Below are 25,495 nucleotides of genomic sequence, written 5' to 3'. Positions count from 1 at the left end.
TTTTTATTATATTTATTTTTACCTGTTATGACAAGCTTTTCATAGATTATTTAAAAAAAATGTTATTTTTTTCTCTGTAGATTATTAAAATAAATGTTATTTTTTCTCTTTACATACAAAAAGAAGCCCTTGCGGACTTCTTTTTGCTTCATTATATAGGAAGTTATTTATCATGCTTTTTTTCATATAAGAAATTATTTATCATGCTTTTTCTTCTTAAGGATCACCACAACAGCTGCAACGATCACTGCCAGTACAAGCACTGCGATCATTGGAAGGATCGGTGTGTTATCCCCGGTCTTTACATTGGTTGTGCCGCTGGATGGCGGTGTGTTATCTGATGGTGTATCAGGTGCCGGTGTAGCCGTTGGTTCCGGAGCCGGTGTATTAGTAATCTCCGGTGTAGGTGTAACTTCTTCCGGCTGATTCACCACACTTAACACCTGCACATTGCCGGAGGACTGCACATATACTCCATTTACCACTGCTGTCTGTCCTGCACGTGTGATCTTGAATGCTACAGGCTGGGAAAGCTTTACAAATCCGTCAGGAGCTTTCTCCTCTGTAAACTGGTAAGAACCAAGAGGAAGATCGGTAACTACGATCTGTCCGTTCCCATCTGTTGTAAGCTGGGTCTTAAATTCTTTCCAGTAGAAGCTTCCTCCTTCATCAGATCCGGAAGCTGCTCCCTGGGGGATCGTCTCGCCTGCTTCCGGTAAACCTTCTGCCATAAAGCAAATACTGCTTTTTCCAGTGTTTTCCCATCTGGATCTGTCTTATTCAGGATCACTGCACCGCCTGGGAAGGTGGTCTTAGGATTCAGTACCGGATCGTACTTCTCTGTGCTATTCTCGCTGTAAGGAACCGGTATGATCACCGGCTGCATTACCATAATATCCTCACCGCCGGTCTGTGCAGCCAGATAAATCCCGTTCCTTACATCTTGATAAGAAACAGTGCCATCTGTACCAGCCTGCGCTACAGTACCTGTAAGCTTCTGGGATTTGGCAAAAGCCGCAAGACCCTGGGCTGCCTTTTCGTATTCGGAAGCCGTCTTCAAGCCAGATACATTAATACCGCTTCCTGTAAGGAAATCCTTGTATACAAATCCATTATCCTCATATCCTGCGATCTGATAGAGAGTTACCTCAATACCTGCCGCTGTCTGTGCAAGCCTAAGTGTAATACTGCCTTTTTGTTCCGCTTTGGCACTTACTGTGCCAAGCAGCATGCTGCAGCAGATCATAAGACAGAGAACTGCTGCCTTTACTCTTCCTTTTTTCAACGTCACCTTCCTCTTCCTCCCATCCTCCCATCCTTCTTCTTTCCCCTGGTGATCCGGCACACAAGCCAGATCAGGAAAATGCAGAAGAGCCCCACGCATACTCCTGCTATGATCTCAGCACGGTACGGGGTGCCATCATTTCCTGGTTATTCCGTTCCACAGGCATCTGAACAGACAGCTCTGATGGAACATTTGATGTACGCTCGCCTCTTACCAGAAGCCTGTGGCTGTTCACCCCGTAGGGGAAACCGTAAGAAGCGTCAACATAATCCTTGCCTTCTATAATCTCTATATCTTCCGTCTCATCAGGAAGGACTACCTTCTTCTGGTCTACCTGATAAGCCAATACTTCGTCTAATACATGAATATAAAACATGTCACCCTCTTCCAGATCATCCAGATGGGTAAACATCTTGGCTGATGGAAGCCCGGTGTGCCCTGACAGCACACAATGTGTGGAAGCTCCGCCTACAGGAAGGGAGGTGCCGGGCATATGTCCGATTCCTTTTTCAAGCACATCCTCTCCCGCCCCGTGATAAATAGGCAGATAAACCTGTAACTTCGGGATCTCCAGAAAACCAATGGCATCTGTTACTGCAAGCAGGTCATCATAGCTGACAGCGGATACGTCCCCGCCTTCTTCCTCCAGCTCCTGATTATACTCTGTGGCCATGTCCTTCATCTTGGTAAGGCTATCCTTATTCTCTACATCTACAGTATCGCAATAATCTTTGATTTCATACTTGGCCGTATATTCACGATACCAGTTACTTACGGTCGGATATGCTCTTACAGCCACTCCTGCCAGCACCAATAGCACACCAATCAGCAGAAAAAGCCGTCTTTTTTTCTCATTCATAATCTCCGGTTTTCCCCTGTCAGTTTATTGTTACTTTTTCATACGCCTCTGCTCCGGCGTTTTTCTTCCAAAGCACCCGGTTGGCTTTATCAGGTACTTTAATTATAGTATAATCAAGTACCCGTCTTTGGAAAATATAAAAATTCTAAGATAAATATAACAAAATTAGGAAATTATATGTACATCCAGCTGACGATATGGGATCTGGATCCCCTGACGGTCAAATTCGTCTTTGATGGCTTCGTTCAGACGCCACCGCACCGTCCAGTAATCCTCTGTAGGTACCCATACACGAAGGCCCAGGACCACTGCGCTTTCTGCCAGTTCATCTACGTATACCAGCATCCCCTGATCTTCCCAGAGGGTACCCTTGTCGTCTCTTATGATCTGTTCCAGGATTCTGCTTTGCCTTGTGCATATCTGAATCATAGGAAATCCCGATCTTCAACTCCAGCTTCCGCATATCCCTTGCTGTCAGGTTGACCACTGTATTCCCGGACGGGTGCCATTGGGGATCACAATATGCCTGTAATCCACAGACAGCAGGGTAGTATAACAGATCTCGATCTTGTACACAGTCCCTTCCCAGCCATTGGCCTTATCGACGAGAGCTGTATCCTACACCTAATGGCTTGAAGATCAAGAAGCATCACCCCTCCTGCCAGGTTGGACAGTCCACCCTGCAGCGCAAGACCGATGGTAACGCCTGCAGTACCTAAAAGGGCGGCTACGGACGATTCTTTGAATACCCAAATTCATCCCGATCCCGAAGATCAGCAGAATATATAAAAGGGCTTTCAGGAATGAACATAAAAACTGTACCGCCCCTTTATCCATCCCGGTCCGTCCCAGGGAGCGCCGCACAAGACCAAGCACCCACCGGATCAGGCGGCTTCCAATATACAGAACCACAATGGACAGAACCACTTTGATCCCAAAGCTGATCAGCTCAGGCGTGTGTTCATCCAGATATTTCTGAAACTGGCTTACATGATCAGTAAGCTCCTGTGCGGTTTCTTCCATAAAATCCTACACCTCCCCGCCGGATCACAATACTTTTTTGTTTGTTATTTCATATTTCTAATTTCTTATTTCTGAAATCCTTTCATGGGAAAGGCTGATCCGTTTCTTCTTAAGATCCACGCCGATCACCTGTACATCCACAACATCCCCTACACTGACTGCTTCCAGGGGATGTTTGATAAACTTCTCGCTCATCTGGGAGATATGTACCAGACCGTCCTGATGAACCCCGATATCCACAAAGGCTCCGAAATCGATCACATTCCGCACGGTTCCTTTCAGGATCATTCCTTCTTTCAGGTCCTCCATATTCAGTACATCTGTGCGAAGGATCGGACGGGGCATTTCATCCCTTGGATCTCTTGCCGGTTTTTCCAGTTCCTTCACAATGTCTTTCAATGTGATCTCGCCGATCTCCAGTTCCTTGGCCAGCTTTTTGTAGTCATGGATCTGGGATGAGATCCTGCCCAGCCCTCCGGATGTAATATCTTCCGGTGTGTGTCCAAGCTTTTTAAGAAGGGCATTTGCTGCCTCATAGCTTTCCGGATGCACACTTGTAGCATCCAGCGGATCATCGCCTCCTGTGATACGCATAAATCCGGCACACTGTTCAAAAGCCTTAGGCCCCAGCTTTGCCACCTTCAGAAGGCCTTTCCTATTGGTAAAACGGCCATTTTCTTCTCTGTAGGTCACAATGTTTTTCGCAATGGCTTTACTGATGCCTGAAATATATTCCAGCAGGGAGGCAGATGCAGTGTTCAGATCCACACCTACTTTATTCACACAATCCTCAACGACTCCTGACAGGGCTTCTCCCAGCTTTTTCTGGTTCATATCATGCTGATACTGACCAACACCAATGGACTTAGGGTCGATCTTTACCAGCTCTGCCAGCGGATCCTGTACACGCCTTGCAATGGAAGCTGCGCTTCTCTGCCCTACATCAAAATTAGGGAACTCTTCTGTGGCCAGCTTGCTTGCAGAATATACTGAAGCACCAGCTTCATTAGTGATCACATACTGTACCCCTGCCTCTGGGATCTCCTTCAGCATGTCCACGATCACCTGCTCCGACTCCCTGGAAGCAGTACCATTTCCAACAGAGATCAGGGATACTTTGTACTTTCGGATCATTTTCTCCACAGTATCCTTGGCTGCACGGATCTTAGTCTCATTGGTAGGCGCAGTAGGATAAACCACTGTGGTATCCAGCACCTTTCCTGTGGCATCTACCACTGCCAGCTTACATCCTGTACGGAATGCCGGATCCCATCCAAGCACAACCTTCCCTGCAATGGGAGGCTGCATAAGAAGCTGCTCCAGATTCTTTCCAAATACCTTGATGGCGCCATCTTCTGCCTGATCAGTAAGATCACTGCGGATCTCCCTTTCAATGGCAGGTGCGATCAATCGTTTGTAGCAGTCATCCACCACTTCTTTTAAAACAGGAGAGGTGACAGGGTTCTCCCTTGTGATCACCTGATGCTCCAGGTAACGAAGGATCTCCTCTTCCGGTGCATTCACCTTAACAGTAAGGAATTTTTCTTTTTCCCCTCTGTTCAGTGCAAGGATCCTGTGACCGGCCAGCTTCTTGATGGGCTCCTCAAACTCATAATACATTTCATAAACAGACTGAGCCTTTGGATCCTTTGCCGCAGAACTGATGGTTCCTTTCTTTGTGGTCAGATCCCTGATGCGGATACGGTAATCTGCCTCATCAGAAATACGCTCAGCAAGAATATCCTTTGCTCCTGCAATGGCCTGCTCCACAGAAATCACCTCCTTCTCTTCAGAAAGAAAAGCCTGTGCCTCTTCTTCCAATGGCTTTTTGGTCATCTGCAGGCTGATAATATTTGCCAGGGGCTCCAGTCCTTTTTCTTTGGCAATGGTTGCCCTTGTACGGCGCTTCGGCCTGTAGGGACGGTACAGATCCTCTACCACTACCAGAGTCTGTGCTTCCAGGATCTGTTTCCTCAGCTGCAGGGCTTGTCCAGCTTGCCTTGCTCTTCAATGCTGGCAAGCACCTGTTTCTTCTTATCTTCAAGGTTACGCAGGTAATTCAGCCGCTCATAAAGATTACGCAGCTGTTCATCATTAAGGGCACCGGTGGCTTCCTTACGGTATCTGGAAATAAACGGAATGGTATTTCCTTCATCGATCAGCTTTACCGCTGCTTCTACCTGTTCTTTTCTTACACCCAGTTCCTGGGTGATCACCTGTATAATATCCATGTTAAACTATCATCTCCTTATGCCTCAGAATTAAAGTCGTCCTGATCCCAGGCAGATTCATTTTCCCTGTGATCCTCATAATATGTCCGGTATCCAAGTCCTCCTAACAGATCCCTGTAAAACATAGTCACAGTCATCTGCATATAGGGCACGATCCAAAGAAGAGCTATATATAATGTGAATATAGAAAGAAACAGTAAAGGGATAAAGCTGATCTGCATCAGCAGATATCTGCCTTTATGCCCTTTCATCATAGCCGCACTGGCCTTCAAGGCCTGTATGCCGCCCATATCCAGATGATATCCGCCCATCATAAAATAGGTCATAACAAAAGGCAGCGTAACGATCACATTAAGCACAATGGATAAAAACATCAGCTCCATAGAGCGGCCCTGATCCGACTCCACCTGTGCTTCCAAGAGTATTCCCCGGGATCACAGTATAGCTGTACCAGTAATAGGGAATGGATACCACCAGATCGATCAGAGCCAGCACAAAGCCAGCTACGATCACCCGATCCGGATGATTTCTGAAAAAATACAGCAGATCACCAAGACCAAACTCCCTGTCCCTGGCCATATTCAGAAACATGTAATACAGTCCTGCAGACAGGATCCCTGTAACAAGGGACAGGATAAACAGAAAGATCTGGCTCATGATCATAGTTGGCAGGAATTCGCCTGTAAAAAGATTCCCTGCCAGAAGATTCCCCAGAAGGTTGATGCCAAATGCTGCCAGCACACCCATGATAGCGATGCCGTATCTACCTCTCCAAAGCCTGCTTTGCGTATCTTTCAGTTCTTTTGAACTTCTTTTCTTCATAGATTATCAGATCTCCTTTGATTCGGCCACAGCTTCTTACTCTGTACGTTTTTTCCCCCAGAAGAAAAGGGCCACAGTACCTAGGGACCTGTATGGCTTCCAATGGTAGTACCTACATAATTGATCAGGACTTTTCCGTTTAAGTGTGGAAATCTGGACTCAACCAGGTCTGCCACAGCCCTGGCATCCTCATAACAGCCGGACTGGGAAATATAGCACTTCCCGGAATAATCTTTGCCGTCTCTGGCATATTCTTCCATCTTGTCTACAATGGTACGGATCACCTTTTTCTTGGTGCGGATCTTAAATCTGGGGATCAGCCTGCCCTGGTCATCCATATTCAGAAGCGGGCAGATATTCAGCACGCCGCCGATAAATCCGGCAGTTTTGGAAATCCTGCCGCCCTTGATATAAAAGGTAAGATCTGTGGAAAAGAACCAGTGATTCAGTTCCAGCTTATGCTGCTCGGCCCAGTCATAAACCTGCTGAAGGCTTTGTCCCTGATCCCGAAGATCTGCCAGCTGATCCATCAAAAGCCCGTATCCGGAAGATGCTCCAAGGGAATCTACTATCAGGATCTGCCTTTGGGGATACTTCTGGGACAGTTCTTCTTTGGCGATCATAGCAGAATTGATCGCTCCGGAAATCCCGGAGGACAGGCACACATGAAGCACATCCTTTCCCTGCTTCAGGAATGTTTCAAAATATGCCTGATACTCTTCTGCATTTACCTGGGAAGTTTTTGTTTCTGCCCCATCTGCCATTGCCTGATAAAACTTCTCAAAGGGCATACTCTGTCCCAGATCATCTGCATACTGTTTTCCATCCATCTGATAATGAAAACAGATGTAAGATATTCCACGTTTTTCAAAATGTTCCTTAGTAAGGTCTGCTGTTGAACAGCAGCTCAGAATATAATCACTCATCTTTTCCTCCGGTCCAGTGACACAGGCATGCTGCCTTTTGTGTTACTGAAGGTTATAATTCTTATAGGTAACTGCAGCAGCTGTGTCCGGATCCTCATCCTCATTGAACCAGAACTGTGCTCTTGTGTCGATCTTGGTATCTTCGCTCTCATAAATGGTCAGATAGCCATTCTGTTCATCGTAAAGATAGCCTTTTTCCTGTGCTGCTGCCATCAGATCGCTTTTGGATGCGCCTAAAGTAAATCCACCGGAAAGCTTCAGGCTCAGGCTGTCGCTGTCATAATTGCCAACCTCCAGTTCTGTTACAAAGCAATTGGACAATGTAACTGCATTGGATGTTTTGTTATAGATGGAGAATCTTACGCTCTGGTTGTTCTTCATCATATCAATAAATTCCAGACCGCCGCCTTCTACATATGCGTCCTCAGCTGCATCCTGGATCACCCAGCCATTTGCCTCAAATGCGCTTACAGGTGCAGGAAGCTGATAAAGATCACCACAGTACTCAACTACCGGATCCAGCATATCACTGCCCAGCTCCTGTGGCGCCTGATAATCAGATACAACATCCGGTGTGGAAGTATCTACTTCGCCCTTTTCAAAATCTTCCGGCTCTGAGAAATTACGCACGTCTACTTTTTTCAGTGTGTTGTCGTCCTTATATACATACAGTTCCACACGTTCATACGTATCCTTGGAGTATGTCATCTGTGTATAATAATCTCCTTCATATACATCAGAAGGATCTCCATAAGCTGCCTTAATATCATCCACTGTGGAGGTGCCCATCTGGATCCCGCCTGCAAGCTCTACCGGCATTTTGGAAAGATCCACTCCGTAGCTGCTGCTTGCATCCACAGTTACAGAACCGATCAGACACTGGCTTACAGGTGCCTGGTTGATCCCCAGGTTGATAGCCTCTGCTCCGATCCGCAGTCCGTCTTTTTCAAAATCGATCATATAGTAGGAATTAGAGGGTACGCTTTCGTCCTCTTCCACGCCGGAAAGCTGCCAGCCAAGAGCTGTAAAAGCCTCATAGGTCATAGGGAACTGGCAGATATCTTCTCCCATTTTCAGCTGGAAATCATAAATGTTGTCCGATAAAGTAGTGGAAGCCTGCGGGTCTGCCGGCTGTGCTTCTTCTGTGATTTCTGCTTCCGCAGTCTCCTGCGCTTCAGCAGTCTCTTCTGTTTCAGCAGTCTCCTCTGTCTCAGCTGCTTCCTGTGTCCCTGCGGTCTCCTCTGCAATAGCAGGAACAGATACTGTACATAAGCTGCCTGCCATCAATAATGCAATCATCATTTTTCTTTTCTAATCGTTTTCTCCCTTCCAGGCTTTTAGTCGGTAAGCCCAAACGCATCGTGCACTGCATTCATTGCACGGATCCCATCCTTTTCATTGATCAGGACCGTTACCCTGATCTCTGATGTAGAGATCATATTGATATTAACGCCTTCATTGTAAAGGCTTTCAAACATCTTGGCTGCCACACCCGGATTGCTCATCATGCCGGCCCCTACAATGGAAAGCTTAGCAATGTTTCTCTCTGAATGCAGCTCTTTGTAGCCCAGTCTTGCCTGGTTCTCTTCCAGAGTGGCAACTGCATCCTCAAGGTCATCCTTATTTACTGTAAAGGAAATATCTTTGGTGCCTGCCCGTCCGATGGACTGCAGGATCACATCCACATTGATCTTCTTTTTGGCAAGTGTATCAAAAACCTTAAATGCCATACCCGGCATATCCTTGATCCCGATCACTGCGATCCTTACTGCATCTGTATCCAGGGCTACACCACTGATCAGCATTCTCTCCACGGTTGTTACCTCCTTTACTACTGTACCCTCACTGTCATTCAGGCTGGAGCGCACCACAAGGGGCACGCCGTATTTCTTGGCCATTTCCACAGAACGGTTGTGAAGCACACCTGCTCCTAAGGTAGCCAGATCCAGCATCTCATCATAGGTGATCTCTTTCAGCTTGCGGGCTCCAGGTACCTTCCTTGGGTCTGCCGTATAAACTCCGTCCACATCTGTATAGATCTCGCAGGCGTCTGCATGAAGGGCCGCTGCCAGTGCAACTGCCGTAGTGTCAGAGCCGCCTCTACCAAGGGTAGTATAATCATCATATTTATCCACGCCCTGAAATCCGGTGACAATGACGATCCTGCGGTTCTCCAGCTCCCTGCGGATCCGCTCGGTATCAATCCTTTTCAGTCTTGCATTGCCGTGATCACTGGTGGTATGCATGGTCACCTGAAATGCATTCAGGGATACTGCGGGTACTTTTCTCTGGTTCATGGCCATGGCCATCAATGCCACAGACATCTGCTCTCCAATGGTCAGCAGCATATCCAATTCTCTTTTCGGTGGCTTTTCATTGATGTCCTTTGCCATTTTGATCAGCTCATCTGTATATTTGCCCATTGCAGAAAGCACAACCACTACATCGTTGCCTTTCTGGTATTCTGCTATACACCGGTCTGCCACATGGAAGATCCGTTCTTTATTTGCCACAGATGTACCGCCAAACTTTTTAACTATTAACATATATGCCTCCGGTCACTCAGTCCTTGATGCGGATCATGGAAAGGATCTCCGCTTTGATCTCTGCTGCTTTTGCTTTGTACTGTCCAAGTGTCATCTGTGCAGTGACAAAGCCTGTCTCTCCTTCTGCCTTTGGTACCTGTATCTGCTCTATAGCTCCAAATGCGCTCCGGATCAGTGAAAGATCAGTTGTTTGCACACGTACAAAGAACCGTCCGGATACCTGATCAGGATCTGCAAGGGGAAGCGGCTGATTGGTCCATTCATTGGGCATATTCTCATGAAGATGCTTGGCTTCATCCACCACATCTGCCACTACTGCACTGGCGGTAGGCAGCTTGCCTGCCCCGCTGCCGTAGAACATGGCATCTCCCAGTACATTTCCATGGACAAAAATACCGTTGTACACATCATTTACACTGTACAGCGGATTATTTTTTCCAACAAGGAAGGGGGCAACCACTGCATAATAGGAATTCTCTGAAAGCTTCCTGCTTGTAGCCAGAAGCTTAATGGACATACCCATAGCCTTTGCATACTCCATATCCTCCGGAGTGATCCTGGTGATCCCTTCTGTATGGATATTTTCATAATTCAGAAACTTCCCGTATGCAAGGGAAGACAGGATCGCGATCTTCCTGCATGCATCGTATCCTTCCACATCTGCGGTAGGATCCGCCTCTGCATATCCTTTTTCCTGTGCTTCTTTCAGAACACTTTCAAAACGGCTGCCTTCCGTATCCATCTTGGTCAGCATATAATTGGTGGTGCCATTCAGGATACCTGTCACTTCGTCGATCTCATCTGCTGTAAGAGACTGGTTCAGTGCGCGGATAATGGGAATACCGCCGCCGCAGCTTGCCTCAAACAGGAAATTAATGTTCTTATTCCTGGCAATGTCCATCAGCTCAGGGCCAAACTTTGCTACCAGTGCTTTATTGGAGGTAGCCACGCTTTTCCCTGCCTTTAATGCTCTTTTTACAAAGGTATGTGCCGGCTCAAGGCCGCCCATCACTTCTACTACAATATCTACTTCCGGATCATTCACAATGGTCTCATAATCGTGTACAAGCACTTCCTGTACCGGATCCCCCGGAAAATCACGAAGATCCAATACGTATTTGATCCTGATCTCATCTCCTGCACGCCTGTTAATGCTGTCCTGGTTGGTGTTGATCACCTCTACTACTCCGCTGCCTACAGTGCCGTATCCTAAAACTGCTATGTTGATCATTCGTTTACTCCCTGCCTAATATTTTAAGATAATGAATCCCTTCCGTCTGTTCAATGTGCTCTACCATGGCCTCAGCATCACCGGCCCCCGGAAGGATATCTACGCTTAGGGTCAACGTAGCCACGCCACTGATGGGAATACTCTGATGAATGGTCAGTATATTCCCATGAAACTCTGCAACGGACTTCAGTACGTTTGACAATATCCCAGGTTCATCATCCATCTGTATGATAAAGGTAATTGTCTTTCCTTTGGCTTGTTCATGGAAAGGAAAAATATCATCTTTATATTTGTAAAAAGAGCTGCGGCTGATCCCTGTCTGCTCTGCAGCTTCCTGTACAGTGAGTACGCGGCCTGAATCCAGAAGTTTCTTTGCTTCCACAACTTTCTGAAGCACCTCCGGAACAGCCCGCTCTGTCACTACATAATATTTCTTTTTCTCGTTTGTTCTATCCATGCATGTCCCTCTGTCCGTATTACAAAAACATTTGTTTTTTAACAATGGATATATTACCACAGCCACAGGGGCTGCCGCAAGAGGGTTCTTGTATTTTCAGGTTATTTTGAAAGGGCGATCCATTTCAGATATGCATTGATGAAAATGTCAATGCCGCCATCCATCACTGCATCCACATTACCGGTCTCTTCGTTGGTACGGTGATCCTTGACCATGGTATATGGCTGCATAACATAGGAACGGATCTGATTGCCCCATCCAATATCGGTCACTTCTCCACGGATACCGGAAAGCTTGGCTTCTGCCTCCTGCTGTTTCAGCAGATAAAGCTTGGCCTTCAGCATCTGCATAGCCTTGTCTTTATTCATGTGCTGGGAACGCTCATTCTGGCACTGTACCACGATCCCGGTAGGGAAGTGGGTGATACGGATCGCAGAGGAAGTCTTGTTGATATGCTGTCCACCGGCACCGCTGCTTCGGTAAGTATCAATACGGATATCCTCATCATTGATCTCCACATCCAGATCCTTCTCTATATCCGGCATCACATCGCAGGATACAAAGGATGTCTGTCGTTTGCCAGCAGCATTAAACGGAGAAATACGTACCAGACGGTGCACGCCCTTTTCGGATTTCAGAAGTCCGTATGCATTCTCCCCATTGACCTGGAAAGTAACAGACTTGATACCGGCTTCATCTCCGTCAAGATAATCCAGCACTTCCACAGAAAAGCCCTTCCTGTCTGCCCATCTGGTATACATACGGTACAGCATGCTGCACCAGTCACAGGCTTCTGTGCCACCGGCTCCTGCATTCAGCTTGATAATGGCATTCTCGCCGTCATATTCGCCGGAAAGCAGTGTTTTGATACGGATATTGTCAAAATCTGCGCGGAACTCATCCAGCATCTCCTGGATCTCAGGAATGATCGCCGGATCATTCTCCTCATAACCCATCTCGATCATGGTTTCCATATCTTCCATCTGGGATACCAGGTGCTGATATGTCTCCATGTCATCCTTCATGCTTTTTAATTCTTTCATTTTCTGCTGGGACTTCTCTGCGTCATCCCAGAAGTCGGGAGCTTCCATCTCCCTTTCTAATTCTTCGACCTTCTGCTCTTTGTTAGCCAGGTCAAAGTGAATCCCTCACTTCCACTAATGGTTCTGTATACGTTGCAAGAATGCTCTTGAACTGGTCTAATTCAACCACAGCTTCACCTTCTTTCTTATATTTGTGTGGAAACAGGCTTACTGCCTTTGTTTCCAGGTTGTCTTATACTTTAGCATATCCCCGGCAAAAAAACAACTGCATTGGAATTGCATTTTGTAGTTCGCATATGCAGATAAAAAATATCATTTGGCAAATTTAATAATTATTTTGTTCATGCTGCAGGTTCTATCCAGGATCGTGCCGCCTCCTACTACAACATCTCCATCATAAAGCACAACTGCCTGTCCTCCTGTCACTGCACGTTCCGGCTCTTCAAACACTACCTTTACCGTGCCGTCCGGCAGTGCCTGGGCCATAGCCGGTGCTTCCTTTGCACGGTAACGTGTCTTGGCTGTTACTTTGATCGGTTCCTTTGGCGGCTCACAGGAGATCCAGTTAAAGTCCTTAGCCAGAAGTTCTTTTGTATAAAGATCCTTTTCCGGGGACAGGATCACCTGATTTTTGGCCATATCTTTCCTACGCACATATAAGGGGGCAGGAAGTGCAAGCCCAAGGCCCTTTCTCTGGCCGATGGTATAACGGAGAAGGCCTTTATGCTGTCCCAGCACATGTCCCTGCTGGTCTACAAAGTCTCCGCTTTCATACTTTTTCCCTGTGCGTCTTTCAATAAAATCTCCGTAATTTCCATCTGGTACAAAGCAGATATCCTGGCTGTCATGCTTTCTGGCATTTACAAAATGATACTCTTCTGCCAGTTCACGTACTTTTTCTTTGTCTGCATATTCTCCCAACGGGAACCGGGTATGGGCCAGCTGATCCTGGGTCATAAAATAAAGCACATAGGACTGGTCCTTTGCCAGATTCCTTGCCTTTTTTAAAAGCCACCGGCCTTTTTCCTCATCATATTCCACCCGTGCATAATGTCCGGTCACGATGGTGCCGAAGCCCACTGCCTTTGCCCGGTCATAAAGCTTTGCAAACTTCATATACCGGTTGCAGTCAATACATGGATTGGGTGTATCCCCACGCTCATAGGCATCCACAAAGCGGTCGATCACCTGATGGGAAAAGTCTTCTTTAAAATTCATTACGTAAAAACGCATCCCCAGCTGATGTGCTACTATTCTGGCATCTTCCACATCATCCAGTGTACAGCAGGTGTGATTCTTGGACAGTCCCACATCTTCGTTATCGTATAATTTCATGGTTACGCCAATGCACTCATAGCCTGCCTTACACATCAGCATGGCTGCCACTGAACTGTCCACGCCTCCGCTCATTGCAATAAGGGCATGCCCGACGGGCACCCCCTTATGATCTTCGTCTGGATTCTGTTCTTCTTCGTTGCTGCCTGTATTATAAAGATTATGGTAATCTGTATTATAATTCTTATGATAATCTGTATTACAAATCTCTTTCCGTATTTCTTCTGTCTGCCATTCACTGGCCTTACCTGTGTCTGTAGATGACATTTGCTCCTCCTTTATGGATCCTTATCTATCTGAAAAGAATACGTCATAACGCTGATTTTGTCAACGTCCCGTAAAGGAGGTAGTTCATTCATCGAGAAAAAGCTTTCTGCCACGCGGATGTCTGCAATATACCCTACCGTTCCGGTCATGTAGATGGTATCATCCTCTCCGATATCGATCTGGATCATTCCTCCTGGCTGGTTCACATTGATCCATCATCATCCCCAGACGGTTAACTGCCATAGCTAGCCGCTGCACAGCTGCCAGTACCGGAAGCCTTTGTATATGCAGCCTACAATTCTTCCAGATTTCCTCTTCTTCAATTATTGCTTCTCCAGCAATTTCCATTAGGATATGGCTACCAAAAATTCAACTACAGTTTCCACATGGTACCACCTTTATTCCTATTTGGTGTGTGTGTGTAAGATGATTAGTTGGGTGAGGTGCTGCTCTCCTGCTGCATGAATGAAAAAATAATCAAATATGGTACAGTGGTGGTGGAGCCTATAGCTAGCAATTGTGTGTGTGTCTGTTTGTGTGGATTCTAGTGGTGCAAGTAGGTATTTCAAAGATAATTTTGTCATTGCGCTGGATGTGGGTTCCTGGTGTCCATATGATTGAAAAATCTTCACACCCCATTTCTTAAGGATTGACTGTGTGGTCCCAGAGCTCTCCTGATAATCGGCAATTTTTTTTAACTGAATATTTTTTGCATTAAAACAAGGTAATAACCATTGCCCAGGAGTTGCCTGATATTTGTAGATAACAATTATAAGCTGCTCCTTACAAATGTCTGAATTCAAAAAGCTAACCGCTTCTGTGTGTGTCTCCCTCTTCTACAGTTACAGCCGTTGTACCAGCTTCCTGTATTTTCACCTGGTCACTCTGGTATTTGTTTATTTTTGGCATTGCTGTGGATTTATCATGCCCTATTATATAAAGTATTTGAATGTATAAAATAATAGATAATATATAAAGCAATCTCCATTACAATGGAATTGGTCTGCCAGGAGGTGTCTCTGTTTATGGCCAGGAAACAACAAAGAACAGGTATCTGACCAGCCATTACCCATTTGCATCAGGAACCACAGAGGGCAGGGATTCTTTCCTTTCCTTGTGCATGATTTCCCAAGTGGATATGCTCCTGCGGGAAAAGTAACCCTGCTGGTATCTAGTGGAGGGGTTGAGCATTCACTTAAAAGCCTTATGATTGTGTCTTGTGATGGACGTGGGGTAAAGGCAGAGACATTGCCTTCTAGTGGACGCTGTGTTATGGATGGAGAAGTGATGCTCAGACAATCCTGACCTCCTCTGTTGAAAAGTTAATCATTAAAAGCTATTTAACTGATTAATTTGGAGAGCAATGCCAAGCTTGATTTTGAAGAAAAAATCTCTTTGAAAAATGAGGACACTAGTGAAACTGCTGAATTCGGCAATGCCCTATTAAGTGATGCTCTTTTTTCCCAGTTTATGGTGTACCTGAACCGGATCTTCCTGGAAAAGCAATATGTTTTTGATCAGAAATCCTATACCTGCGACCAGCAGATCCAGGAACTGCTTCAATATATCAACCACAATCTGACTGCTGATCTTTCAGTGGATGTGCTTGCAGAAAAGTATTATCTAAGCAAGTACCATATGATGCGTAAATTCAAATCCGAAACAGGCTATACACTGCACAGCTATATTAACAGCAAACGGCTGCTTTTGGCTCGTGATCTGATCAGTGAAGGCATGCCTGTGATCAAAGCAGCTACACAAAGCGGTTTTTCCCGATTACACCACCTTCTCCAGAGCCTATAAAAAAATGTTTAATAAATGCCCCTCAGCTCTTTAGAGCCTGAGGGGCATTGACATCACATATTATAAATTATGATCATACATTGGCTGCTTTTCTTCCACAGCACTGTTTGTATTTCTTTCCGCTTCCGCATGGGCACGGATCGTTAGGATATACCTTGATTTCCTTACGCTGTACAGGCTTTCTCACACTGGTATCATCTTTGTTGGTGCCAGTTACCTTTGCAACCTGCTCACGCTCGATCTTCTGCTCTACATGTACATGATACAGCATCCGCACAGTATCCTCCTGAATGGATGTGATCATATTGTTGAACATGTCAAAGGCTGCCATCTTGTACTCAACAACCGGGTCTCTCTGACCATAAGCTGTCAGTCCGATACCCTGGCGAAGGATCTCCATATCATCAATGTGATCCATCCATTTGCTGTCAATGCTCTTAAGAAGGATCACGCGCTCCAGCTCACGCAGCTGCTCTGGCTCCGGGAACTCAGCCTCTTTTTCTTCATAAAGCTTTACAGCTTCTTCCTTTACGAAGTGCTTGATCTCATTCTTTCTTTTGCCTTTGATCACATCTTTGGTGAGAGGCTCAATAGGAATGATCTGAAGAAGAACAGAATTAAACTCGTCCAGATCCCACTCTTCTGAATCTACATCATCTGTAAAGCACATATCCACTGTATTGTCTACAATGTCTGTGATCATCTTATAGATGGCATCACGCATATTCTCACCATCCAGAACCTGGCGGCGCTCTTTGTAAATGATCTCACGCTGCTCATTATTGACAGCATCATAATCAAGAAGATTCTTACGGATACCAAAGTTATTGAACTCGATCTTCTCCTGTGCCTTCTCAATGGCATTGGAAAGCATCTTGTGTTCGATCTGTTCATTCTCAGCCACACCAAGAGATGTGAATACTTTCATCAAACGCTCGGAACCAAAGAGACGCATCAGGTCATCTTCCAGGGAAATGTAGAAACGGGATTCTCCCGGATCACCCTGACGTCCGGAACGTCCACGGAGCTGATTGTCGATACGTCTGGACTCATGACGTTCTGTACCGATGATCTTCAGTCCACCGGCCTCTCTTGCCACATCATCAAGCTTAATATCTGTACCACGACCTGCCATATTGGTAGCAATGGTAACTGCACCTGCCTGTCCGGCCTGTGCTACGATCTCAGCCTCCAGCTCATGGAACTTGGCATTCAGAACATTGTGCTGGATACCTTCCCTGCGGAGCATACGGCTGATCAGCTCGGAAGTCTCGATGGTGATCGTACCAACCAGTACCGGCTGCTGCTTTGCATGTGCTTCTTTGACTGCTTCCACAACTGCGTTAAACTTCTCTTTCTTGGTCATGTACACAGCATCATCCAGATCCTTACGCTGTACCGGACGGTTAGTAGGGATCTCTACAACGTCCATTGCATAAATATCACGGAACTCTTTTTCTTCGGTAAGGGCTGTACCGGTCATACCGCCCTTCTTGTCATATTTATTAAAGAAGTTCTGGAAAGTAATAGTAGCAAGTGTCTTGCTCTCTCTCTTAACTTTTACATGCTCCTTAGCCTCAATCGCCTGATGCAGACCATCGGAATAACGACGGCCTGGCATGATACGTCCGGTAAACTCATCAACGATCAGAACCTCATCATCCTTAACCACATAATCCTGATCCCTGTGCATCAGATTGTGAGCACGAAGTGCAAGGATAATGTTGTGCTGGATCTCCAGATTCTCCGGATCAGCAAGGTTCTCAATATTAAAGAACTTCTCAACCTTCTTAACACCCTGTTCTGTAAGGTTGACGATCTTATCCTTCTCATTTACTACAAAGTCACCTGTCTCGATAACTTCCTCACCCATGATGGCTGCCATCTTGGTCATCTCATGGCTGGCTTCACCACGCTCCAGCTGCTGTGCCAGAATATCACAGACCTCATAAAGCTTGGTGGACTTGCCGCTCTGACCGGAAATGATCAAAGGTGTACGCGCCTCATCGATCAATACAGAGTCAACCTCATCAATGATACAGTAGTGAAGATCTCTCTGCACCAGCTGCTCTTTATAGATAACCATGTTGTCACGAAGATAATCAAATCCAAGCTCATTATTGGTCACATAAGTGATGTCAGAGCCATATGCGGCACGGCGCTCTTCCGGCTTCATGTCATTCAGTACAACACCTACGGTCAGCCCAGGAACTCATGTACCTTGCCCATCCACTCAGCATCACGCTTTGCCAGATAGTCATTGACTGTAACGATGTGCACGCCCTTGCCTTCCAGGGCATTCAGGTATGCAGGCAGTGTAGATACCAGTGTCTTACCTTCACCTGTCTTCATCTCAGCAATACGTCCCTGATGCAGGATAATACCACCGATCAGCTGTACCCTGTAATGCTCCATACCCAGTACACGCTTGGCAGCTTCACGTACAGTGGCAAAAGCCTCCGGCAGAAGATCATCCAGTGTGGCTCCCTCTTCCAGGCGTTTCTTATATTCTCTTGTTTTGTCACGCAGTTCTTCATCTGTTAATTTCTGCATCTCCGGGCGCAGACTGTCGATCTTGTCCACCAGCGGAAGAATACGCTTTACCTCTCTCTGGCTGTGCGTCCCGAATATTTTTGAAAACATGCTCATGAATCTACTCCTCTTGACAGGTGCAAATAGATGCTCCTGATTGTTATTTTCGTTTTGTTATTGCCTTTCCTATGTATCCTGTCCCTATTTCTATAAACAGGCGAATGATACACTTATCTATTCTAACACTTTCCTGTACAGAAAACAATAAATTTTTCATAAACTACAGCTACATAAATTATTCATTATTTACAGCCATACTATTTTTTTGCAATCAGAAGGCTCATTTTTTTGTAAACTACAGCAATATAAAACAGCTCTTGCGTCTGGCAAAGCAGTCAGAAGCATATAGCCACATCATACGAAACACTATTGGCAAAAACATTGATAAAATCGTACGATAACATTGATTGCATCGTGCGAATATGCTATGATTGACACAGGAAATGAAAGGAGGCTTGCATATGTCAATTACAGCTACTGAACTTAAATCGAATTTAGGGAAATACCTTGATCAAGCTGCAACCGAAGATATTTATATCTCCAAAAACGGCAAAATCATTGCAAAAATTACGTCTCCATATAAAAACAAATTAGATATTGTGAAAGAGCTTTATGGCAGCATTCCCAATACAGTCACTTTAGAAGATGCCCAAAAAGAAAGGCTCAAAAATTTATGAAAGTACTAATTGATACTTGTGTAGTTGTGGATTTCCTTCAGCAACGGCAGCCTTTTGCCGAAAGTGCTTTAAGCAAAGTTTACTGTATATTCTCCAGAAGAATTTTGTAGTATAACAAGCCAATAGCAATGGCAGAGAATAAGAACAATTAAGCACCCGGGGAGAAATTCACCCGGGTACTTATTCAGAATCTATTATGGTTTAATCCTCTGGTTCAATCAGGCCATATGTGTTGCCTTTACGCTTGTAGACTACATTTACCTGATCGGTCTCTGCATTACAGAATACAAAGAAATTATGTCCCAGAAGCTCCATCTGCACACATGCATCCTCAGGATACATAGGCTTGATATCAAACTTCTTGGTACGAATGATCTTAACTTCCTCATCCTCTTCATACTCTTTATCAAGGTATGCTTTCTGGAAGCTGTCTGCTGCCTGTTTCTTGTCTGCTATTTTATTCTTGTATTTCCGAAGCTGACGCTCGATCACTTCTTCCACAAGGTCAATGGATACATACATATCATTGCTGACCTGCTCGGAACGAATGATGCTTCCCTTTACAGGAATCGTGACTTCGATCTTCTGTCTTTCTTTTTCAACACTTAAAGTTACGACAACTTCGGTGTCAGGAGTGAAATACCTTTCCAGTTTTCCAAGCTTATCCTCAACTGCAGTCCTAAGCCCTTCTGTGATTGTGATATTTTTACCGCTGATGATGAATTTCATACTTCCATCCCCTTTGCTGTTTGATGGGTATATTATAGCACATTGTTTTCATTTTTAACATCTTTTTCTTAAAATTTCAGAATTTTTTACAAGTTTTACGTTACTTGTCCATTCCGTTCACAGTAATCTTTCAAAAGGAATACTTCCTCCAAAAAGATCCAATGCACTGCCAATGGTAAAATCCAGGTTTCCTTTCCCGGCTTTATTCAGTAAATCCAGATCCTGCAGAGAACCGATCCCTCCTGCATAAGTAACCGGTCTCATGTGAAATTCTCCCAAAAGAGCAGCCAGTTCTGTTTCGATCCCACTTGCCTTGCCTTCCACATCCACTGCATGTACAAGAAATTCGTCACAATAAGATCCAAGCCGTTCCATCAGTTCCAGAGTCACAGGAACCTGGGTAAACTTCTGCCAGCGGTCTGTCACCACATAATATGCATCTGCCTTTTTCCGGCAGCTAAGATCAATGACCAAATGCTCCCTGCCTGCAGCTTTTTCAATTTTTTCCAGGTTTTCCCAAGAAATCTTCCCATCCTTAAAAACATACGAAGTTACGATCACATGGCTGGCCCCAGCCTGCAGATATTCCTGAGCATTATCAGGGTTCACGCCGCCGCCGATCTGCAGTCCTCCCGGATATGCCTTAAGCGCAAGCAGTGCCTGCTCCTTTGTAGCAGCAAAATACGGAGAATCCCCACTATTCAGAAGTATCACATGGCCTCCCTTCAGTCCTTTTTCTTTGTACAATTCTGCATAAAAAGCAGCATCCTGTCCAGAAACAAAGTTCTCTTCCGCCTGATCCTGCACATCCCGAAGGCTTCCCCCTACGATCTGCTTAACTTTCCCATTATGTATATCAATACAAGGTCTGAATCTCATATATTCCTCCTGAATCCCATATATTTCCCTAACCCTTATCTGTTTCTCCTGCATCCATTACTTTCCCATTATACACAACTCCCTCCCCATCCACAAGCCACCAGTCATACAGAAAAATATCCGCAAAAATATATACTTCATTCTGTCAACATCCTCATTTCAATTCAAACTCGACTTTTGTATTTGTACAGATAATTATAATGTGTATTATGAATTCGCTTTTTATACATTCCATGATATTTTCGCATAATAAAAGGACCATGCTCTTCACATGATCCTTCAAAGTCTTTTCGATGATGACTTTATACAGCTATTTCATATTTTTCTTTCAGATTATTCAGCATACTATACTTAATCATTCCTTCCAGCTGCATTCTCCCAACTACTATCCCAGGTGCAATTCCCTGTTCTTTTGCAAATTGGAGTACGCTTCTCTCTGAATAATCTCTACCTCTTCTGAAAGCCTCGAATTTCTCAGATGTTATCAGTGTCTCACCAGACCATTTGTCAGCGGCTTTTTCATCATCCTCAGATGTACCGTTAGGCTGTCCTACATGACCGAGAGCAATGTGGGCAAGTTCGTGGAACAAACTAAACCAAAACTTATCCGCGTCCTTTCCTCTTGCCGTAAGTCCAACAACAATTTTATTTCCATCCATAAAGGAAGCTCCCTGAAGAAAAGATCCTTTAAGGTGTGGCAGAAATACTAAAGCTATTCCACAATCTGCAAGGCATTTCTTTATCTGGGGGCAGAATTCCTTTGGCTTAAGCACGGTCATTTTTCGTAACTCTGGCATAGCGGATATTAAGCCTTTAATGTTGATCGGTGCGGTTCGGATATCTCGTGCCTTAATCTTTGCTTCCTGAGTCCAGGCCATCAACGCCAAATCACTTTTTTCTGTGATTGCCAGACGTCTACATGCAATTCTTGTAATCTGCTCGCTTTCAAGAAGAGAAAGCTCAACAACTTCAAAGTATTTCCTAAGATTGACAACTTTCTCCTTAACTTCTCTGGTCTCCGGAACCCATCCGAATTTTGCCATCTCGCTATAGGGAAATTGTTTTGCCATCTCGGCATCATCATCCATTGCGTTTTCTGCTTCTACCTTAATAATCTTCTCTCTGTAGATTGCCTCAAGGTTATTCCAGAACTTAGCCGGAACACCTAAAACCATCTCTAATCTAACAGCGGTCTCCGGTGTAAGCTGTACGTCACCGTTTATGAGCTTGCTGATATGCTTCTCAGACATATCCATCCTGGCCGCAAACTCCTTCTGACTCATACCTCTGTCGTTCAATTGCTCCTTAATTGTCGCCCCAGGTGGCGTTGCAATATAACTGCGACTTCTCACCATAGTGCTACCTCCTTGACTTGTCATCTTGATCATTAATGATAATCAACTATTTCCAAAATGTTCGCTATTTGGATTTCGTCGCCATTCTTCTCGAATACCAATCTGTACGGATGAACCAAATCCACCGCGTATTGTCCTTTCCGATTCTGCGTAAGAGGATGACATCGTCCAATATGGAACCGAATCATCATTTCAACAGTGTCTGCAGCGCCAATTTCATCTATACGCTGATGTATTTTATCGGCCATTTCTCGACCGTAGGTTCTCTCTGCAGCTTTGGCATCCGTACAAACCTTTTTAATTTTGTTGTTTTTGTACGTGATATCCAAACCATCATCTCTCTTTCGGATTTACCTTTGAGGTAAATATATGATAGCATGGATATCCCGTTTCGTCAAGATACCAATTTACCCCAGAGGTAAATTCTTTACTGTCGGATTTTCACTTTTCATTTTGCGATTTTGCACGCGTGACCCCCGCGCCGTTTCCTGGGAGCCATACCTGTAGAGATTTCACCCGTCCCTACCCGCGATGGGTCTCCGCTCCGCTCCGGTCGGCGCAATCAGATTACTGCGATCGTGCGTGCCACCTTCACTCAAAGGTAGCCTTTTCTCTTCCAATCGCTCTTTAATATTCTTTTTCTGTAAAGTCTGGCACGGTCGGTGCATGTGAACCCTGCAAAAGGGCAAAAAACATCCTGTTTCTATAGCATTGCAAGGCTTTCGCAGATTTCGATCCGTGCTAGCTTATCTGCTATTTGCCTTGTTTGAGCACTGCAAGTGCGAGTTTGGCAAATGGCAGATATAATAAGCGCACGGACGAAATCCGAAAACGAAGCAGCTATAAAAACAGGATTTTTTTGCCATCTATGCAGTTCTTCACACCAACTGGCCCAGCCAGGAATCTCTTTACAAAATCCCCCTACCGGCCTTCCACTGCATTGCCAACCGCATCCCAGGTATCCTCCACAGCATCTCCAACACCATTTCCGATGTCCTTCACTGCATTCCCAAGCTCACCGGATACCGTGCCGTCCCCATTGTTATTCTGATCAATATTTCCATCCTGCTGGCCCTCTGATGTCTGATCCGGCACATTATCCGTTACATCATCCGGTGCATTATCCTCTTGATTCTCTCTCACATTCTCCTCTTTGTTATCCTTTGGGTCATCTGTTTTGTCCCTGTTTCCATCATCTTCCGTTTTTTTATCCTTATCTTTTTTATCTGCGGTATTATCCTCTGTGGCATTATCTTCTGCAGCTTTGTCATCCGTACTCTTTTTTGTCTCATCTGCTGCCTCACGGCCGTTTTTTGTGCCACATCCTGCCAGCATAGAAAATGTAAAAACAAGCAGTATACTCATCAGAATCATTTTAGCTTTTTTCATTCCACTGATCTCCTTTTTCCTTGGGATTTAACTTGTACTGTGTAACTCTTCAGTGCCCTGGCGGGATACTGCCTGCTGAATCGTTACTGTAATGTTATTTTGCATTTTTTTACAAATCCTATACTGGAAAAACAAGGAATATGAGATCAGGTACTGTTCCGGATACTATCTTGCCGCCCTTATGATCACTTCTCCGCTGCCAGGATTGTTCCACTGATCCTTCCTGACAACGATCTGTCCGCCTGTAAGCACATAATCAAAGCCTGTGCACAGCTGGTCCGGATGGTCAAAATCTGCTGCAGCATCCAGATTTTCCAGGTGGAACACACATAAATCTGCTGGCATTCCCACCTGAAGGGTTCCACGGTCCATGTGATAAACCTGTGCAGGTCTGGCTGTCATCTTATAGATTGCTTCCTCAATGGTAAATATCTTTTTATCACGCACATAATCAGTCAGAAGCTTTGGAAATGCAGCACATACTCTTGGATGCCTTTTCCCTCCTGCCGGATAAATGGCATCAGAGATCAGATTGGCACGCCTGTCCTTCAAAAATAAAAGCATATCCTCTTCAGAAGCGATGGTATCCAGCATAGTTACCTCACATTTTTCTGCAATCAGGATATCATACAGAGTATCATAAGGATCCTTTCCAAGCTGCTGCCCGATCATGGCGATAGACTGACCTGCATAAGGTGCATATTCCGGCGTATGAAGGCTGCTTGCATAAATCCTTTCAAAGCCAGCCAGTTCCACAATATTTTCAAACTCCATGGAAGGAGTCTTCAGCACACGGGTCAGTTCTTTTCGGTAATCCGGATCTGACAGCCTGCGGATGATCGCCTCAGTTCCGCCTTTCTGGCTTTGAGGCGGCAGAAGGTGAACCAGCTGGGTAGAACCTGTAAGATAAGGATACAGGTCAAAATCCACTTTTACGCCCCTTTGCTCTGCCTGGTCCAGAAGCTTCAGGATCTTTACCGGAGTCTCTCCCCAGTTCTTCTTACCAATACATTTCATATGACTTACATGAAGAGGGATCTGAAGCTCTTCTGCAATACCGATCACCTCTTCCAAAGCCGGAAGGATGCCATCCCCCTCATTTCTGATATGGGTAACAATAGGGATCTGTGTTCCTTTTAAGGGTGAAAGCGCCTGCACGGCTCCCTTTTGATCGTATTCAAACTCCGGAGCATAGGCAAGTCCCATGCTTACCCCCAGTACGCCTGCAGCCAGGCATTCTCCCAGTGCTTCCCACACCTGATGAAGCTCCTCATTTGTAAGCCGGCCTGGGACATAGCCTTTCACTCCTGCCCAGGATGGTCCCGTTACCAGCCAACATTCCGGTATTCACACTTCGTTTTACCTTTTTAAGGGCTTTCATATAAGAAGTCATATCCGCCACGCCCTTCACATCTGCGGTTGGCTCTCCGGTAACACTGCTTAAAAAGCTGCAGATTTCCTCTCCATATTTTTGTCCTGCAGGTGCTACAGAAAGACCGCAGTTTCCATTTACAACTGTAGTCAGTCCCTGCCGGTTCAAAAGCCTGTCATCCCTGTTTACAAGGGCTTCCCAGTCACCGTGTCTGTGGATGTCAATAAAGCCGGGGGTAATATGGCCCAGGCTGCATCCAGAATCTGGTCTTTTGGAAAATCTGAAGGGATCTCCACAAAAGGAGCAATCTCCAGGATAATTCCATCTTTTACCACAACGGTTCCCAGGAAAGGCTTTTCCATTTTACCATTTACAATAAAACCGTTTTTGATAATATATTCTGTCATTTAGTCCTCTTTTACATAATTAGCACCAAGCTTTGCCGGTACGTTAAACTGTTTCCTGCATACTGTAAGTACGATCACAAGGATGTATGGAAGTGCGCTGAACAGCTCACTGGGAATCGCTGCATTACCAAGAGCTTTTACATAAGTTCCCAAAGCATCGGAAATACCAAAAACAATGCCGAAGATCAAAGCCCCAACCGGATTCCAGTTGCCAAGAAAACAGATCCCAAATGCGATCCAGCCTCTTCCTCCGATGATCTCTGAAGT

Annotated in this window: 24 protein-coding genes and 4 pseudogenes; 2 read left to right on the top strand and 26 right to left on the bottom strand. The window is 45.3% G+C overall.

Features of this window, described 5'->3' with window-relative positions; translation table 11 throughout:
• Nucleotides 1-194: 194 nt before the first annotated feature.
• The 16 genes and pseudogenes from R1Y93_RS10440 to R1Y93_RS10365 form a co-directional block, all read right to left on the bottom strand.
• Nucleotides 195-605: a prealbumin-like fold domain-containing protein gene (locus tag R1Y93_RS10440; RefSeq protein ID WP_500822768.1), complete on the bottom strand. Its 411-nt coding sequence runs from the start codon at nucleotides 603-605 to the stop codon at nucleotides 195-197.
• A complete protein-coding gene (locus tag R1Y93_RS10435) occupies nucleotides 599-1,384 on the bottom strand; it encodes a hypothetical protein (protein WP_500822760.1) in 786 nt (261 codons plus the stop codon). Before R1Y93_RS10435 ends, R1Y93_RS10440 begins: the two co-directional genes overlap by 7 nt.
• A gap of 7 nt (nucleotides 1,385-1,391) precedes the next feature.
• A complete protein-coding gene (locus R1Y93_RS10430) occupies nucleotides 1,392-2,144 on the bottom strand; it encodes a class C sortase (protein ID WP_500822759.1) in 753 nt (250 codons plus the stop codon).
• Between the two features lie 165 nt (nucleotides 2,145-2,309).
• Complete coding sequence (locus R1Y93_RS10425; protein ID WP_500822758.1) at nucleotides 2,310-2,573, bottom strand: hypothetical protein; 264 nt, start codon at nucleotides 2,571-2,573, stop codon at nucleotides 2,310-2,312.
• A 210-nt stretch (nucleotides 2,574-2,783) separates the two neighbouring features.
• Entirely contained in the window at nucleotides 2,784-3,167 is a 384-nt protein-coding gene (locus tag R1Y93_RS10420) for a mechanosensitive ion channel family protein (protein ID WP_500822757.1), read from the bottom strand.
• 57 nt (nucleotides 3,168-3,224) lie between these two features.
• A pseudogene (locus R1Y93_RS10415) lies at nucleotides 3,225-5,398 on the bottom strand (Tex family protein).
• Nucleotides 5,399-5,415: 17 nt separating this feature from the next.
• The gene (locus R1Y93_RS10410) at nucleotides 5,416-5,781 is read right to left on the bottom strand and encodes a DUF975 family protein (protein ID WP_500822756.1); all 366 of its coding nucleotides are present in this window, start codon (nucleotides 5,779-5,781) and stop codon (nucleotides 5,416-5,418) included.
• Nucleotides 5,750-6,220 carry a hypothetical protein gene (locus R1Y93_RS10405; protein WP_500822755.1) on the bottom strand — a complete coding sequence of 157 codons (471 nt, stop codon included), beginning with the start codon at nucleotides 6,218-6,220 and terminating at the stop codon, nucleotides 5,750-5,752. The genes R1Y93_RS10410 and R1Y93_RS10405 overlap by 32 nt, the downstream gene beginning before the upstream one ends.
• Before the next feature lie 36 nt (nucleotides 6,221-6,256).
• A pseudogene (locus R1Y93_RS10400) lies at nucleotides 6,257-7,146 on the bottom strand (DegV family protein).
• Between the two features lie 42 nt (nucleotides 7,147-7,188).
• On the bottom strand, nucleotides 7,189-8,448 hold the full coding sequence (locus R1Y93_RS10395) for a hypothetical protein (RefSeq protein WP_500822754.1): 1,260 nt from the start codon (nucleotides 8,446-8,448) through the stop codon (nucleotides 7,189-7,191).
• 35 nt (nucleotides 8,449-8,483) lie between these two features.
• Nucleotides 8,484-9,692 (bottom strand): aspartate kinase, encoded by a 1,209-nt coding sequence (locus R1Y93_RS10390; RefSeq protein WP_500822753.1) that lies wholly within the window; start codon nucleotides 9,690-9,692, stop codon nucleotides 8,484-8,486.
• A 16-nt stretch (nucleotides 9,693-9,708) separates the two neighbouring features.
• Nucleotides 9,709-10,923, bottom strand: a complete 1,215-nt coding sequence (locus tag R1Y93_RS10385) for a homoserine dehydrogenase (RefSeq protein WP_500822752.1) — start codon at nucleotides 10,921-10,923, stop codon at nucleotides 9,709-9,711.
• Between the two features lie 4 nt (nucleotides 10,924-10,927).
• Nucleotides 10,928-11,380, bottom strand: coding sequence for an ACT domain-containing protein (locus tag R1Y93_RS10380; RefSeq protein ID WP_500822751.1), 453 nt, complete (start codon nucleotides 11,378-11,380; stop codon nucleotides 10,928-10,930).
• A 101-nt stretch (nucleotides 11,381-11,481) separates the two neighbouring features.
• Nucleotides 11,482-12,592 (bottom strand): peptide chain release factor 2 gene (gene prfB / locus R1Y93_RS10375; protein ID WP_500822750.1). Its coding sequence is split into 2 segments (ribosomal slippage): nucleotides 11,482-12,516 and nucleotides 12,518-12,592, totalling 1,110 coding nucleotides; the frame shifts between segments, so codons are not numbered across the junction.
• A gap of 143 nt (nucleotides 12,593-12,735) precedes the next feature.
• A complete protein-coding gene (gene mnmA / locus R1Y93_RS10370; protein WP_500822749.1) occupies nucleotides 12,736-14,025 on the bottom strand; it encodes a tRNA 2-thiouridine(34) synthase MnmA in 1,290 nt (429 codons plus the stop codon).
• Nucleotides 14,026-14,036: 11 nt separating this feature from the next.
• Complete coding sequence (locus R1Y93_RS10365) at nucleotides 14,037-14,213, bottom strand: hypothetical protein (RefSeq protein ID WP_500822748.1); 177 nt, start codon at nucleotides 14,211-14,213, stop codon at nucleotides 14,037-14,039.
• A 1,207-nt stretch (nucleotides 14,214-15,420) separates the two neighbouring features.
• On the opposite strand from R1Y93_RS10365, the gene R1Y93_RS10360 reads away from it, so the two are divergent.
• The gene (locus R1Y93_RS10360; RefSeq protein ID WP_500822747.1) at nucleotides 15,421-15,828 is read left to right on the top strand and encodes a helix-turn-helix domain-containing protein; all 408 of its coding nucleotides are present in this window, start codon (nucleotides 15,421-15,423) and stop codon (nucleotides 15,826-15,828) included.
• A gap of 73 nt (nucleotides 15,829-15,901) precedes the next feature.
• Here the strand turns inward: R1Y93_RS10360 and secA are convergent.
• Nucleotides 15,902-18,477 (bottom strand): annotated as a pseudogene (gene secA, locus R1Y93_RS10355) (preprotein translocase subunit SecA).
• 404 nt (nucleotides 18,478-18,881) lie between these two features.
• Here secA and R1Y93_RS10350 point away from each other — a divergent pair.
• Nucleotides 18,882-19,097, top strand: coding sequence for a type II toxin-antitoxin system Phd/YefM family antitoxin (locus R1Y93_RS10350; protein WP_158421145.1), 216 nt, complete (start codon nucleotides 18,882-18,884; stop codon nucleotides 19,095-19,097).
• A gap of 201 nt (nucleotides 19,098-19,298) precedes the next feature.
• On the opposite strand, the gene hpf is transcribed toward R1Y93_RS10350, so the two are convergent.
• The 9 genes and pseudogenes from hpf to R1Y93_RS10305 form a co-directional block, all read right to left on the bottom strand.
• Entirely contained in the window at nucleotides 19,299-19,826 is a 528-nt protein-coding gene (hpf, locus tag R1Y93_RS10345) for a ribosome hibernation-promoting factor, HPF/YfiA family (RefSeq protein WP_158421147.1), read from the bottom strand.
• A gap of 117 nt (nucleotides 19,827-19,943) precedes the next feature.
• Nucleotides 19,944-20,705: a phosphoribosylformimino-5-aminoimidazole carboxamide ribotide isomerase gene (gene hisA, locus R1Y93_RS10340; RefSeq protein WP_500822746.1), complete on the bottom strand. Its 762-nt coding sequence runs from the start codon at nucleotides 20,703-20,705 to the stop codon at nucleotides 19,944-19,946.
• A gap of 302 nt (nucleotides 20,706-21,007) precedes the next feature.
• On the bottom strand, nucleotides 21,008-22,060 hold the full coding sequence (locus tag R1Y93_RS10335; protein ID WP_500822745.1) for a HigA family addiction module antitoxin: 1,053 nt from the start codon (nucleotides 22,058-22,060) through the stop codon (nucleotides 21,008-21,010).
• Nucleotides 22,061-22,092: 32 nt separating this feature from the next.
• Nucleotides 22,093-22,389, bottom strand: a complete 297-nt coding sequence (locus tag R1Y93_RS10330) for a type II toxin-antitoxin system RelE/ParE family toxin (protein ID WP_500822744.1) — start codon at nucleotides 22,387-22,389, stop codon at nucleotides 22,093-22,095.
• Between the two features lie 592 nt (nucleotides 22,390-22,981).
• Nucleotides 22,982-23,449: a hypothetical protein gene (locus R1Y93_RS10325; protein WP_500822743.1), complete on the bottom strand. Its 468-nt coding sequence runs from the start codon at nucleotides 23,447-23,449 to the stop codon at nucleotides 22,982-22,984.
• Between the two features lie 165 nt (nucleotides 23,450-23,614).
• A complete protein-coding gene (locus tag R1Y93_RS10320) occupies nucleotides 23,615-24,754 on the bottom strand; it encodes an N-acyl-D-amino-acid deacylase family protein (RefSeq protein WP_500822742.1) in 1,140 nt (379 codons plus the stop codon).
• Complete coding sequence (locus R1Y93_RS10315; RefSeq protein ID WP_500822741.1) at nucleotides 24,720-24,989, bottom strand: hypothetical protein; 270 nt, start codon at nucleotides 24,987-24,989, stop codon at nucleotides 24,720-24,722. Before R1Y93_RS10315 ends, R1Y93_RS10320 begins: the two co-directional genes overlap by 35 nt.
• A gap of 17 nt (nucleotides 24,990-25,006) precedes the next feature.
• Nucleotides 25,007-25,228 carry a hypothetical protein gene (locus tag R1Y93_RS10310; protein WP_500822740.1) on the bottom strand — a complete coding sequence of 74 codons (222 nt, stop codon included), beginning with the start codon at nucleotides 25,226-25,228 and terminating at the stop codon, nucleotides 25,007-25,009.
• Nucleotides 25,229-25,495 (bottom strand): annotated as a pseudogene (locus R1Y93_RS10305) (ABC transporter permease); the annotation flags it as partial.

Source organism: Blautia sp. HA3515, from assembly GCF_059933065.1.
Note: the sequence above shows the minus strand (reverse complement) of the source record. Positions and strands in the feature narration are given on the sequence as shown.